This window comes from Streptomyces sp. NPDC026092 (assembly GCF_040638605.1).
In the GTDB taxonomy this organism is placed as follows: Bacteria; Actinomycetota; Actinomycetes; order Streptomycetales; family Streptomycetaceae; genus Streptomyces.
Genome location: NZ_JBEZYN010000029.1, coordinates 74,740 through 86,822, shown reverse-complemented (window position 1 = coordinate 86,822; position 12,083 = coordinate 74,740). Strand labels below are relative to the sequence as shown.

General features: G+C 71.1%; 14 protein-coding genes. 6 read left to right on the top strand and 8 right to left on the bottom strand.

The features are described 5' to 3' along the window. Positions 1–381: 381 nt before the first annotated feature. Positions 382–1,023: a DNA-3-methyladenine glycosylase gene (locus AB0F56_RS32965; protein ID WP_362016491.1), complete on the bottom strand. Its 642-nt coding sequence runs from the start codon at positions 1,021–1,023 to the stop codon at positions 382–384. 83 nt (positions 1,024–1,106) lie between these two features. Here AB0F56_RS32965 and AB0F56_RS32960 point away from each other — a divergent pair, with 83 nt between their 5' ends. The 3 genes from AB0F56_RS32960 to AB0F56_RS32950 all read left to right on the top strand — a co-directional run bounded on the left by AB0F56_RS32960 (position 1,107) and on the right by AB0F56_RS32950 (position 3,144). Continuing rightward, positions 1,107–1,889 (top strand): sporulation protein, encoded by a 783-nt coding sequence (locus AB0F56_RS32960; protein WP_362016489.1) that lies wholly within the window; start codon positions 1,107–1,109, stop codon positions 1,887–1,889. Between the two features lie 43 nt (positions 1,890–1,932). Next, positions 1,933–2,466, top strand: a complete 534-nt coding sequence (locus AB0F56_RS32955; protein ID WP_362016487.1) for a YbhB/YbcL family Raf kinase inhibitor-like protein — start codon at positions 1,933–1,935, stop codon at positions 2,464–2,466. Positions 2,467–2,637: 171 nt separating this feature from the next. Continuing rightward, positions 2,638–3,144, top strand: coding sequence for an HNH endonuclease (locus AB0F56_RS32950; RefSeq protein WP_362016485.1), 507 nt, complete (start codon positions 2,638–2,640; stop codon positions 3,142–3,144). Between the two features lie 83 nt (positions 3,145–3,227). On the opposite strand, the gene AB0F56_RS32945 is transcribed toward AB0F56_RS32950, so the two are convergent. The 4 genes from AB0F56_RS32945 to AB0F56_RS32930 all read right to left on the bottom strand — a co-directional run bounded on the left by AB0F56_RS32945 (position 3,228) and on the right by AB0F56_RS32930 (position 6,473). Beyond that, positions 3,228–4,001, bottom strand: coding sequence for a sulfite exporter TauE/SafE family protein (locus AB0F56_RS32945; RefSeq protein WP_362016483.1), 774 nt, complete (start codon positions 3,999–4,001; stop codon positions 3,228–3,230). Between the two features lie 90 nt (positions 4,002–4,091). After that, positions 4,092–5,021 carry an SPFH domain-containing protein gene (locus tag AB0F56_RS32940; protein WP_362016481.1) on the bottom strand — a complete coding sequence of 310 codons (930 nt, stop codon included), beginning with the start codon at positions 5,019–5,021 and terminating at the stop codon, positions 4,092–4,094. Positions 5,022–5,154: 133 nt separating this feature from the next. Then, on the bottom strand, positions 5,155–5,583 hold the full coding sequence (locus AB0F56_RS32935) for an NfeD family protein (RefSeq protein WP_362016479.1): 429 nt from the start codon (positions 5,581–5,583) through the stop codon (positions 5,155–5,157). A gap of 98 nt (positions 5,584–5,681) precedes the next feature. After that, positions 5,682–6,473, bottom strand: coding sequence for an ABC transporter ATP-binding protein (locus tag AB0F56_RS32930; RefSeq protein WP_362016477.1), 792 nt, complete (start codon positions 6,471–6,473; stop codon positions 5,682–5,684). A 185-nt stretch (positions 6,474–6,658) separates the two neighbouring features. Here AB0F56_RS32930 and AB0F56_RS32925 point away from each other — a divergent pair, with 185 nt between their 5' ends. Continuing rightward, positions 6,659–7,444 (top strand): hypothetical protein, encoded by a 786-nt coding sequence (locus tag AB0F56_RS32925; RefSeq protein WP_362016475.1) that lies wholly within the window; start codon positions 6,659–6,661, stop codon positions 7,442–7,444. Positions 7,445–7,592: 148 nt separating this feature from the next. On the opposite strand, the gene AB0F56_RS32920 is transcribed toward AB0F56_RS32925, so the two are convergent. From AB0F56_RS32920 to AB0F56_RS32910, 3 genes are all read right to left on the bottom strand, one after another. Next, positions 7,593–7,835 carry a chaplin gene (locus AB0F56_RS32920; RefSeq protein WP_362016473.1) on the bottom strand — a complete coding sequence of 81 codons (243 nt, stop codon included), beginning with the start codon at positions 7,833–7,835 and terminating at the stop codon, positions 7,593–7,595. 147 nt (positions 7,836–7,982) lie between these two features. Next, positions 7,983–8,630, bottom strand: coding sequence for a response regulator transcription factor (locus AB0F56_RS32915; RefSeq protein ID WP_362016495.1), 648 nt, complete (start codon positions 8,628–8,630; stop codon positions 7,983–7,985). Between the two features lie 43 nt (positions 8,631–8,673). After that, on the bottom strand, positions 8,674–9,819 hold the full coding sequence (locus tag AB0F56_RS32910) for a GAF domain-containing sensor histidine kinase (RefSeq protein ID WP_362016471.1): 1,146 nt from the start codon (positions 9,817–9,819) through the stop codon (positions 8,674–8,676). Between the two features lie 180 nt (positions 9,820–9,999). On the opposite strand from AB0F56_RS32910, the gene AB0F56_RS32905 reads away from it, so the two are divergent. Both AB0F56_RS32905 and AB0F56_RS32900 read left to right on the top strand, forming a co-directional pair. Further along, a complete protein-coding gene (locus tag AB0F56_RS32905) occupies positions 10,000–10,746 on the top strand; it encodes an SDR family NAD(P)-dependent oxidoreductase (RefSeq protein ID WP_362016469.1) in 747 nt (248 codons plus the stop codon). Continuing rightward, positions 10,743–11,816 (top strand): S-adenosylmethionine:tRNA ribosyltransferase-isomerase, encoded by a 1,074-nt coding sequence (locus AB0F56_RS32900; protein WP_362016467.1) that lies wholly within the window; start codon positions 10,743–10,745, stop codon positions 11,814–11,816. The genes AB0F56_RS32905 and AB0F56_RS32900 overlap by 4 nt, the downstream gene beginning before the upstream one ends. Positions 11,817–12,083 lie beyond the last annotated feature (267 nt).

Genomic DNA, 12,083 nt, shown 5'->3' with positions numbered 1-12,083 from the left:
GTTGATTTTTGGCACGCTGTTGAGTTCTCAAGGAACGGACGCTTCCTTTGTACTCACCCTCTCGGGCTTTCCTCCGGGCTTTTCCCTTCGGTCTTTCGTGTTTCCAACCTTACCAGATCGTTTTCCGTTCCGTTTCCGGTTCGGATTTTCTTTCCGGTGGCCTGTTGGCTGCCTTTGCCTTTCGGCGTGGTCACTACTTTAGCCGAATTCCCCGGCGACTCATAATCGAGCCATTCGGAACAGATTTCGGCATGCCGAAAACCGCACCCGTTGGGGTTCGTCGTAGGTAGTGGATGGCCGCTTCGGGGTGCTTGAACAAGCACGTCCCGTTTCAAGCGGCTCGCCTACGTTAGGCGTCCGAAGCACCCGAGTCAAGTCGGGTCAAGAGGACCTCTTGCGTGGCGCGTGGGCGCGGTACGGGCTCACCGTCGGGTCCTCGTCGATCCAGAAGCGCCAGGGGTGCGGGGCGCCGTCCCCTCCTACTCCTGTGCGCGGGCCGTTGCGGACCTGGTCAGGTGGGGGTGGGGTGCCGGTGAGGACCGAGAGAGGGGAGTCCGGGCCGGCGCAGGTGTCCGTGCCGTTCAAGGAGAGCGCCACGTCGAGTGCCGTCGCGAGGCGGGCGGGGCCTTTGGCGAGTTCCGTGTCGTACCGGGCCGAGAGTCGTCGGGTGCGGGCCTCGTCCGCGCCGGTCAGGATCCGGCCCGCGCGCAGGAGGACTCCGCTCGCCTGGCCCTCGGGGCCGCACACCAGGTTGAGGCAGTGCCACATGCCGTAGGTGAAGTAGACGTACGCGTGTCCGGGCGGGCCGAACATGACCGCGTTGCGGGCGGTGCGGCCGCGGAAGGCGTGCGAGCCGGGGTCGATCGCGCCGGCGTACGCCTCGACCTCCGTGAGGCGGAGTTCGATACGGCCTGTCTTCGACGTACGGACGAGCGTGCGGCCCAGGAGATCGGGGGCGACCTCGAGGACGGGGCGGTCGAAGAAGGCCCGCGGGAGCGGCGTACGGTCGTGGCTCTCGCTCATGGCGTCCGAGCGTACGGGGAACCGGCTACGGTCGTCGCGCGTATGTAGAGGTCAAGGCCAAGCAGGTCCAAGAGGGAGTGTTCATGGGATTCAAGAAGCTGCTCGCGAGCCTGGGTGCCGGCGGCGCGTCCGTGGAGACGGTGCTCACCGAGGAGAACGTCGTTCCTGGTGGGGTCGTCCAGGGCGAGGTGCGGATCCAGGGCGGTTCGGTCGATCAGCAGATCGAGGGGCTGTCCGTCGGCCTGCAGGCGCGGGTCGAGGTCGAGGGCAACGACCAGGAGATCAAGCAGGACATCGAGTTCGTCAAGGTCCGCCTCGGCGGTGCGTTCACTGTTCAGGCCGGCGCGGTGCACGTGGTGCCGTTCGGTCTGGAGATTCCCTGGGAGACGCCGGTCACGGCCATCGGGGGGCAGCAGCTGCGCGGGATGAACATCGGTGTGACCACCGAGCTGGAGATCGCCCGCGCGGTGGACTCCGGTGACCTGGACCCGATCAACGTGCACCCGCTGCCGGCGCAGCAGGCGATCCTGGACGCCTTCATCCAGCTGGGCTTCCGCTTCAAGAACGCGGACATGGAGCGCGGGCACATCCGGGGGACCCGGCAGAAGCTGCCGTTCTACCAGGAGATCGAGTTCTTCCCCCCGCAGCAGTACCGCGGCCTGAACCAGGTCGAGATCAGCTTCGTCGCGGACGACCGTGAGATGGACGTCGTTCTGGAGATGGACAAGAAGCCGGGGCTCTTCAGCGAGGGCAGCGACTCGTTCCGTTCCTTCAAGGTCGGGCTGAACGACTTCCACACGACCGACTGGGCGGCCTACCTCAACCAGTGGCTCGCCGACGTCGGTGGCAAGCGCAACTGGCTCTAGGCTCGGCCCCGTACAGCAGGTCGGGCGATACGGAGGTACAGACGTGGCCGAGGGGAAGAGGGCGCCGCTCCCTCACGACTTCCATCCGCCGGTGCCGGCGTTCACCGTGGTGAGCGACGACATCGTGCCGGGCGGTGTGCTGAAGGACGCGCAGGTGTACGCCGAGGGGAACACCTCGCCGCAGCTGCGCTGGGAGGGGTTCCCGGCGGAGGCGAAGAGCTTCGCCGTCACCTGCTTCGACCCGGACGCGCCGACGGGCAGCGGTTTCTGGCACTGGGTGCTGTTCGACATCCCCGTGTCGGTGACCGAGCTGCCGGCGGGCGCGGGATCGGGGTCGTTCGAGGGGCTGCCGGCCGGTGCCGTGCACGTCCGTAACGACTACGGGTCCCGGGACTTCGGCGGTGCCGCTCCCCCGGCCGGCGACGGTCCGCACCGGTACGTCTTCACCGTGTACGCCGTGGACCGGGAGAAGCTCGGCCCGGACTCCGACGCCTCGCCCGCGGTGGTCGGTTTCCATCTGCGGTTCCACGCGCTGGCGCGCGCCCAGCTGATCGGCGAGTACGAGATCCCCGCGTAGCTCAGCTGAGCGTTCGTTTGTTGTTTGCCCGCTTCTGGTCTTGGAGAGATCAGAAGCGGGCATCTTTCGTTGCACGGTAATTGCGTTGTCCAACCCGGCGCGCCCGGCCACAGTTGATCCAAGCCTGGAGCCCCGCGACGGGGCTGGGCCGGCACACGGGAGGTGGGCACAATGCGGGACACGCTGGTACTGAACGCGAGCTTCGAGCCGCTGTCGACGGTCACACTCAACCGTGCGGTGGTGCTTGTCCTCCAGGACAAGGCCGTCGTCGAGCAGGAGCACCCGGAGCTGCGTATGCGTGGTGCCGCCGTCGACATTCCCGTGCCTCGGGTCATCAGGCTCTGCCGCTACGTCCGGGTGCCGTTCCGAAGACAGGCTCCGTGGTCGAGGCGGGGTGTGCTGGTCAGGGACCAGCACCGGTGCGCGTACTGCGGGCGGCGGGCGACGACGGTGGACCACGTGGTGCCGCGGGCGCAGGGTGGTGGCGACAGTTGGCTGAACACGGTGGCGTCCTGCGCCGAGGACAACCACCGCAAGGCGGACCGGACGCCGGAGCAGGCGGGGATGCCGCTGCTGCACGAGCCGTTCGTGCCGACGCCGGCGGACGCGATGCTGCTGGCGATGCGGGCGGGTGAGCGGTCCGAGCTGCCGGGGTGGCTGGCCAGTTCGGCGGCGTAAGTCCGTGTGTGCGTAGGTCTGTACGTCCGTAGGCTGTACGTCCGTAGGCCCGTTCCTCTTGTCGGGGAACGGGCCTTTGTGGTTCAGCGGAGCAGGAGTTGCACGATGGCGACCGTGCCGATGGCGACGATGAAGCCGCGCAGGACCGTCGGCGGGAGGCGGCGGCCGACCTTGGCGCCGATCTGGCCGCCTATGGCGGAGCCGACGGCGATGAGGACGACGGCGGTCCAGTCGAATTCGGCGACGAAGAGGAAGAAGAGCGCGGCGATGCTGTTGACGATCGCGGCGAGGACGTTCTTGACGGCGTTGAGGCGCTGGAGGGTGTCCGTGAGGAGCATGCCCATGAGGGCGAGGTAGATGATCCCCTGGGCGGCGGTGAAGTAGCCGCCGTAGACGCTGGCGAGGAGCAGTCCGGTCATGAGGAGCGGGCCGCCGTCGGGGTCGCCCTCCTTGCCTTCGCGTGCGCGGCGGGCCTGGACGGCCTTGGAGAGCCTCGGCTGGAGGATGACGAGGACCAGGGCGAGGGCGACGAGGACGGGGACGATGGTCTCGAACGCGCGGGGCGGGAGCATCAGCAGGAGGATCGCTCCGCCGAGTCCGCCGATCGCGGCGACGGTGCCGAGGCGCAGGATGCGGCGGCGCTGGCCCTTGAGTTCCTCGCGGTAGCCGATGGCTCCGCTGATGGAGCCGGGGATGAGGCCGAGGGCGTTGGAGACCGTGGCGGTGACCGGAGGGAGTCCGGTGAGGAGGAGGACCGGGAACGTGATGAGCGTTCCCGATCCGACGATCGTGTTGATGGTGCCGGCGCCGACGCCGGCCGCGAAGACTGCCAGGACTTCCCAGATGGACAACGCCATCTCCTTACAGGATCAGTGGCTCGCCTCCCCGCCCTGACCTCCGTCGGGGTCGAGGGGCTCGCACCGATCATGCACGATTACGTGTACGTGTCAGTCAACCGGGGGCTGTTCCCGGCGCTCCGTACCCGTGTTGAAGCCCGGCGCTCCGCTGCCGAGGTTGCCGAAGGCGCCGGAGAGGCCCTTGAGCGCGTCGCCGATCTCGCTGGGCACGATCCAGAGCTTGTTGGCGTCGCCCTCGGCGATCTTCGGGAGCATCTGGAGGTACTGGTACGAGAGGAGCTTCTGGTCCGGGTCGCCGGCGTGGATGGCCTCGAAGACCGTACGGACGGCCTGGGCCTCGCCCTCGGCGCGTAGGGCTGCGGCCTTGGCCTCGCCCTCGGCGCGGAGGATCGCGGACTGCTTCTCGCCCTCGGCGGTGAGGATCTGCGACTGGCGGATGCCCTCGGCGGTGAGGATCGCGGCGCGCTTGTCGCGGTCGGCGCGCATCTGCTTCTCCATCGAGTCCTGGATGGAGGTCGGCGGCTCGATGGCCTTGAGCTCGACGCGGTTGACGCGGATGCCCCACTTGCCGGTGGCCTCGTCGAGGACGCCGCGCAGGGCCGCGTTGATCTCCTCGCGGGAGGTGAGGGTCCGCTCCAGGTCCATGCCGCCGATGATGTTGCGGAGGGTGGTGACGGTGAGCTGCTCGATGGCCTGGATGTAGCTGGCGACCTCGTAGGTCGCGGCGCGGGCGTCGGTCACCTGGTAGTAGATGACGGTGTCGATGTTGACGACCAGGTTGTCCTGGGTGATCACCGGCTGGGGCGGGAAGGGGACGACCTGTTCACGGAGGTCGATCCGGTTGCGGATCGAGTCGATGAACGGGACGACGATGTTCAGGCCCGCGTTGAGCGTGCGGGTGTAGCGGCCGAACCGCTCGACGATCGCGGCGCTCGCCTGCGGGATGACCTGGATCGTCTTGATCAGTGCGATGAAGACAAGCACCACCAGAATGATCAGGACGATGATGATTGCTGACATCGTGTTCCCTGTGCCCTTCGCTGCCGGTTCGCTGGCGGGTGTGCCGGATGTGCCGGGTTGATCCGATGATCGAGTTTCCCAGAACACGGGCCGTGGTGGGGGCCGTTCGGGCAAGAGGTCCGATGGTCACATGTCACATGACCACGGCGGTCGCTCCGTCGATCTCGACCACGTCGACCTGGTCTCCCGGTTCGAAGCTCTGGCCGGCGTCGAGCGCGCGCGCCGACCAGACCTCGCCGGCGAGCTTGATGCGGCCACCGGCGCCGTCGACCCGTTCCAGGACGACGGCCTGACGGCCTTTCAGTGCGTCGATGCCGGTGGCGTGCCGGGGTGGCCCGTTGCGGTGCCGAGCCGCGATCGGGCGGACCACGGCGAGCAGGGCGACGGAGACGACGACGAAGACGATCACCTGCGCGACGATGCCGAAGCCGAGAGCCGCGGTCACGGCTCCGGCGATCGCTCCGACGGAGAACATGCCGAACTCGGGCATCGCGGTGAGGACGAGCGGAATGCCCAGTCCCACGGCGCCGATCAGCCACCAGACCCATGCGTCGATGTCCACGTGGTCATGGTAGGGCGGTGGCGTGGAGTCGGACAGGGCGCGGATCCCCCAGAGCTTCGCCTGGGAGGTGCCCCCAGTGCGGTCTCGGCGCCCCGCCGTCACTTCAGCGGCAGGCCCTGGGCGGTGTAGCGCTCGCCGTTGCGCTCGACGACGAGCGGGAGGCCGAAGCAGAGGGAGAGGTTGCGGGAGGTGAGCTCGGTCTCCATGGGGCCGGCGGCGAGCACCTTGCCCTGACGGATCATCAGGACGTGGGTGAAGCCGGGCGCGATCTCCTCGACGTGGTGGGTGACCATGATCATGGAGGGGGCGTACGGGTCCCGGGCGAGCCGGCCGAGGCGGCGGACGAGGTCCTCGCGGCCGCCGAGGTCGAGACCGGCGGCGGGCTCGTCGAGGAGGAGGAGCTCGGGGTCGGTCATCATCGCGCGGGCGATCAGGGTGCGCTTGCGCTCGCCCTCGGAGAGGGTCCCGAACTTGCGGTCCAGGTACTCGGTCATGCCGAGGCGGTCGAGGAAGGCGCGGGCGCGCTGCTCGTCGACGGCGTCGTAGTCCTCGTGCCAGGTGGCGGTCATGCCGTACGCGGCGGTGAGGACGGTCTGGAGGACGGTCTGGCGCTTGGGGAGCTTCTCCGCCATGGCGATGCCGGCCATGCCGATGCGGGGGCGGAGGTCGAAGACGTCGACCTTGCCGAGCTGCTCGTCGAGGATCTTGGCCGAGCCGGTGGTGGGGAAGAGGTAGCTGGAGGCGATGTTGAGGAGGGTGGTCTTGCCGGCGCCGTTGGGGCCGAGGATGACCCACCTCTCGCCCTCCTTGACCGACCAGGAGACATCGTCCACCAGAGCCCGTCCGTCGCGGACCACGGATACGTCCACCAGCTCCAGTACATCGCTCATGAGCGCGTTGTCTCCCCTTGCGGTCGAGTCGTGTCGTCGCCCAGCACCGGTGCGCGTGGCGTCCAGGGAAAACCTACGCCACTGCCGGAGCGGGCCGGTCGTTAGGTCCGGATACTTCCCCAGGAGGTCCGGATACTTCCCCGCTACGGCCCGGGCAGGCCCCGGGGCGCCCCTAGGCTTGGGCCATGCTTTCGGAACCACGCTCAGGACGGTTGGCCGCTTGGGGCAATGCCCTGTTGGCCGGATCGGTGTCGCCGGACGACGCGGCGCTGGCCATTGTCGGGGACGACGCGGTGCACCGCGTGGAGGGGCTTCCGGGTGAGGCGGGGCCGGTCGGTCTGACGCTGGCGCTCGGGCGGCTGCGGCGGCTCGGGGTCAGCGGGTGGCGGGTGGCGCTGCCGGCGCCGGGGCATCCGCTGGGGCTGAGCGGGCCGCCGGACTTCAATGCCCGAGCGCTGGAGGCGGAGGAGGCGGTGGTCGGTTTCGGCGCGCCGTACGGCCTGGTGCCGGAGGTCACGGAGGCGGGTCCCGCGGGTGACGTGCACGTGGAGGTGGTCTGGCGGTGCCTGACCGTACGGGAGGCGCCGCCGGCGGACGTGCCGTCGCTCGGTGAGGCGGAGCGGGAGCTGGCGGAGGCGCTGCGCGAGGCGACGGCGGTCCTGACCAAGCTGGACGTGGCGGCCTCGGGCCCGATGGCGGAGGCGGCACGCGACGCGTACCGGGCGCGGGCGGAGGCGGGCCGCGAGGTCCTCGCCCCGGGCTATCCGGCACGTGCGGTACGGGTGTTGGAGCTGGCCCAGCGGATCGGCCTGCTGATCGACCTGGCGTACGACCACGGCCACGGCGGCGCGGTGAGCGCCTCGGAGATGGCGGCGCGGGGGGCTGCGCTGCGGCCGGTGGAGCGGGTGGCCCGGCGGGCGCAGGTGGCGGCGTACAACGCGTACGTGGAGGAGCGGGAACGGGAGCGGTGAGCCTGGGGCCACGGCTGTGCGGGACGGGCGGTGCGTCTGCGGCGCGAGCCTTCGGCGGTGAGCCTGCCGGGGGCTTGAGCCGGTCCGGGCATGGAGCAGCCCGGCCGCCGGGGGATCGTCCGGGGCCGGGCTGGGCGGTGGGGCGTCGTCAGTGGTTGACGGAGCCGTTGCCGAAGGCCGGGTTGAGCAGGCCGATCACGTTGACCGTGTTGCCGGTGGCGTTCACGGGGACGTGGACCGGGACCTGCACGAGGTTGCCGGAGCCGACGCCCGGCGAGTTGAGGGCCTTGCCGTCCGCCTGCGCGCCGTGGGCGGAGGCGACACCCGCACCGGCGGCGACGATGCCACCCGCGACGAGGGTGAGGGCAGCGGCCTTCTTCAGGTTGTTCACTTCAGGATCCTCCTGGTCTTCGCTGCGGCCGGCCGCCGCAGCACGCCATGGAGAACGCCCCCACGCCCGTCGGGTTGCGCCGAACGGGGGACATACACCCGACGGTATGACGATGGGAACGGGCTTGCCCCTTCCGTCACACCCGTCTCACCGGCTCAGGCCGTGCCGCACCGCCCACAGCGCCGCCTGCGTACGGTCCGCCAGGTCGAGCTTCATCAGGATGTTCGAGACGTGCGTCTTGACCGTCTTCTCCGAGAGAACGAGCGCCCGGGCGATCTCGCGGTTCGACCGGCCGTCGGCGATCAGCCCGAGCACCTCCTGCTCCCGTTCCGTGAGCGTCGTCCCGCGTCCCGTGCCGCCGTGCCCGTCCTCCTGGGAGAGCAGCGCCGTCGCGACCTCCGGCTGGAGCAGCACGTGGCCCGCGTGGACGGAGCGGATCGCACCGGCCAGGGCCTCCGGGTCCACGTCCTTGTAGACGTACCCCGAGGCGCCGGCGCGCAGCGCGGGGACGACCGTGCGCTGCTCGGTGAAGCTGGTGACGATGAGGACCTTCGCCGGGTTCGCCAGCTCGCGGAGCTTCCGGAGCGCCTCGATGCCGTCCATGCCCGGCATCTTGACGTCCATCAGGATCACGTCGGGCCGCAGCTCCTCCGCCCGTGCGACGCCCTCGGCGCCGTCGGAGGCCTCCCCCACGACCTCTATGCCGTCCTGGACCTCCAGAAAGGTCCGCAGGCCGCGCCGGACCACCTGGTGGTCGTCGACGAGCAGGACGCGGATGGCCCTCCCGTCTCCCACCACCACCCCTTCAACGAAGCGCTCCGCGCTGCCCCTCTTCTTCTCAGCCACCGGGAACCTCCATCTCGATCGTGGTGCCTCGGCCCGGCTCGGATGTCACGGTGAGCGCGCCGCCGACGCCGCCCGCCCGGTCCCGCATGGAGACCAGGCCGAGGTGCCGGCCCGCCCGGCGGACCGTACGGGGGTCGAAGCCCTTGCCGTCGTCGGCGACGGTGAGCAGCGCGCCCTGGCCGTGCCGGACCAGGGAGACGCAGACCCGCTCCGGTTCCCCGTGCCGCAGGGCGTTGTGCAGGGCTTCCTGGGCGACCCGGAGCATGGCCTCCTCCTGGGCGGCGGGCAGGGCGCGCACCCCGGAGCTCTCGAACGTGACGCGGGCGGTGTGGGCCCGGTCCAGGACCTGGATCTGCGTACGGAGGGTGTGGACGAGGCCGTCCTCGTCCAGGGCGGCGGGGCGCAGCTCGACGACGGCGGCGCGCAGCTCGTCCGCGGCCTCGGCGGCAAGCACGGCGACCTGCTGGAGCTCGCCCTTGGCGCGGGCCGGGTCGCGGTCGACGAGGGCGGCGGCGGCCTGGGCGGTGAGCCGGAGCGAGAAGAGCTTCTGGCTGACCGCGTCGTGCAGCTCGTGGGCGAGCCGCGAGCGCTCCTCGGCGATGGTGAGCTCCCGGCTGCGCTCGTAGAGCCGGGCGTTGGTCAGGGCGATGGCAGCGTGCTGGGCGAGGATCGAGAGCAGTTCCTCGTCCTCCTCCGTGAAGCCGCAGCCGCCCTCCGGCTTCGGGCAGCGCTTGTTGGCGAGGAAGAGCGCGCCGATGGTCTCGTCGCCGTCCTGGATGGGCAGGCCGAGGAAGTCGGACATGTCAGGGTGGGCGGACGGCCAGCCCTCGAAGCGGGGGTCCTGGCGGACGTCGGCGAGGCGCTCGGGCTCGGCCTTGTGGAGCATCGCCGCGAGGATGCCGTGCTGGCGGGGCAGCGGGCCGATCGCCCGCCACTGCTCGTCGCTGACGCCGTCCACGACGAACTGGGCGAAGCCGCCGTGGTCGTCCGGCACGCCCAGCGCCGCGTACTCCGCGTCGAGCAGCTCGCGGGCGGAGGCCACGATCGTCTTGAGGACGTCGCGCACCTCCAGCTGGCGGCTCATCTCCAGGAGCGCGGTGCTCACGGCGGCGAGGCCGGAGCTCGGTCGGTGACTCATGGATCAACCGTACCGGTGGGTTGTGACAGTCCGTATCCGTCCGGGGACGGCGCTCGCCTAGGACCACGGGACTAGGCCGAAGTGCCTTGTGCGGTCGGGGCCCGCGGACGAGGCGGCGGGCCGGTCGGCGGTCGGAGGGTGGAGCCATCGGTCGGAGAAGGACCAGAGGGGACGGCTGTCATGACTGTCGCGATCATCACGGGGGCGTCGAAGGGGCTCGGGCGGGCGCTCGCCGGGGCGCTGGCCGGGCGGGGCTGGGACCTGGTGCTCGACGCGCGGACGGAGCAGGTGCTCCGGGAGAGCGCGGAGGCGGCACGCGCGCGTGGGGCACGGGTGGTGGCGCTGCCCGGGGACGTGACCGACGCCGCGCACCGCCGGGAGCTGGTGGCGGCCGCCCGGGAGCTGGGCGGGCTCGATCTGCTGGTGAGCAACGCGAGCGCGCTGGGGGCCGAGCCGCTGGTGCGCCTGGAGGCGCTGTCGCCGGACGGGCTGCGGGCGGCCCTGGAGACCAATGTGGTGGCCGCGCTGGGTCTCGTACAGGAGGCGCTGCCGCTGCTGCGGGAGAGCGGGGCGGGGACGGTCGTGACGGTGAGTTCGGACGCGGCGGCCGAGGCGTACGAGACATGGGGCGGGTACGGGGCGTCCAAGGCGGCGCTCGACCAGCTGGCGGCCGTGCTGGCCGTGGAGGAGCCGGGGCTGCGGGTGTGGGCGGTGGATCCGGGTGACATGGCGACGGATCTGTACGCGGCGGCCGTCCCCGGCGACGAGGACCCCCGGCCGGCTCCGGAGTCGGTGGTGCCGGGGTTCCTCGCGCTGCTCGACCGCAGGCCCGCCAGCGGGCGGTACGCGGCGGCGGATCTCGCGGCCGTGGGGACCGTCGGGGCCCCCGGGGCTCTCGGGGCTCTCCGGACGGAGGGCGGTCGGTGAGCGTTCTGGAGAGCCTCGGGGTGCCCGCGGAGCTGTCGGCGCGGGTGCCGGCCGAGCAGCGCGGCCCCGGGCGGGGGCGGGACGACGTACGGCTCATGGTGTCGCGGGGCACGGAGGTGGCGCACCACGCCTTCCGTGAGCTGCCGGGGCGGCTGCGGGCCGGGGACGTGCTGGTCGTGAACACGAGCGCGACGCTGCCGGCGGCGGTGACCGGGCGGCTCGGGGCGGAGGGCGGCGGGGAGCCGGTCGTCGTGCACTTCTCCACGCGCGGGGACGACGGCCGCTGGGCGGTCGAGCTGAGGGCGCCGGACGGGCGGGGCAGTACCCGGCCGCGGGCGGGCGGTCCGGCGGGGGTGGTCGTACGGCTGCCGGGAGGCGCCGGTCTCGTCCTGGACGAGCCGCTGGCCCCCGGGGCCGCCCGGCTGTGGTGGGCGCGGGTGGACAGGCCGGTACCGGCCCTGCTGGCGCGGTGCGGGCGGCCGATCCGGTACGGGTACACGGAGCGGGACCAGCCGCTGTCCGCGTACCAGACGGTCTTCGCGCTGCCCTCCCCCGACGGCGCGGGCTCGGCGGAGATGCCGAGCGCCGGGCGGCCCTTCACGGCCCGGCTGGTGACGGAGCTGGTGAGCCGGGGGATCCAGTTCGCCCCGCTCACCCTTCACACGGGGGTGGCGTCGGCGGAGGCGCACGAGCCTCCGTACCCGGAGCGGTTCGCGGTGCCGGCGGCCACGGCACGCCTGGTGAACGCGGCCCGGGCGGGCGGGGGCCGCGCGATCGCGGTCGGGACCACGGCCGTGCGGGCGCTGGAGTCGGCGGCGGACGACCGGGGCGTGGTGCGGGCCGCTGCCGGGTGGACGGACCTCGTGGTGACGCCTGCGCGCGGGGTGCGCGCGGTGGACGGGCTGCTGACCGGGCTGCACGAGCCCCGGGCCTCGCATCTGCTGATGCTGGAGGCGATCGCCGGACGGCCCGCCCTGGACCGCGCCTATACCGAGGCCGTACGCGCGCTCTACCTCTGGCACGAGTTCGGGGACGTCCATCTCCTCCTCCCGGAGGAGGGCACTCACTGAGCGCATTGCTCAAGCAACGTCTGGTCAGTTCGTTACACGCCCGATGTGAGCCCGCGCATAGGACCCAGGTCACTTACGAAGACCCCTAGTGGTACCGCGAGTGGTACCGAAACGGGCGGATGGGGACTGTACGGGCCGGTTTCGGGCGGGTTCCGGTCGGGTTTGTCCGGCCGGTGCACGGGTCCCTGATCCACTACCCGGGATCGTACGTCACACCTTTGCCACAGGATTTTGCTGCCGCTAAGAATTGCGTTCGTCGCCGCCGAG

Excerpts from the sequence above, each read along its gene's own strand:
- AB0F56_RS32965 (WP_362016491.1), bottom strand. The coding sequence starts at position 1,023 with ATGAGCGAGAGCCACGACCGTACGCCGCTCCCGCGGGCCTTCTTCGAC.
- AB0F56_RS32960 (WP_362016489.1), top strand. The coding sequence starts at position 1,107 with ATGGGATTCAAGAAGCTGCTCGCGAGCCTGGGTGCCGGCGGCGCGTCC.
- AB0F56_RS32950 (WP_362016485.1), top strand. The coding sequence starts at position 2,638 with ATGCGGGACACGCTGGTACTGAACGCGAGCTTCGAGCCGCTGTCGACG.
- AB0F56_RS32945 (WP_362016483.1), bottom strand. The coding sequence starts at position 4,001 with ATGGCGTTGTCCATCTGGGAAGTCCTGGCAGTCTTCGCGGCCGGCGTC.
- AB0F56_RS32940 (WP_362016481.1), bottom strand. The coding sequence starts at position 5,021 with ATGTCAGCAATCATCATCGTCCTGATCATTCTGGTGGTGCTTGTCTTC.
- AB0F56_RS32930 (WP_362016477.1), bottom strand. The coding sequence starts at position 6,473 with ATGAGCGATGTACTGGAGCTGGTGGACGTATCCGTGGTCCGCGACGGA.
- AB0F56_RS32925 (WP_362016475.1), top strand. The coding sequence starts at position 6,659 with ATGCTTTCGGAACCACGCTCAGGACGGTTGGCCGCTTGGGGCAATGCC.
- AB0F56_RS32910 (WP_362016471.1), bottom strand. The coding sequence starts at position 9,819 with ATGAGTCACCGACCGAGCTCCGGCCTCGCCGCCGTGAGCACCGCGCTC.
- AB0F56_RS32905 (WP_362016469.1), top strand. The coding sequence starts at position 10,000 with ATGACTGTCGCGATCATCACGGGGGCGTCGAAGGGGCTCGGGCGGGCG.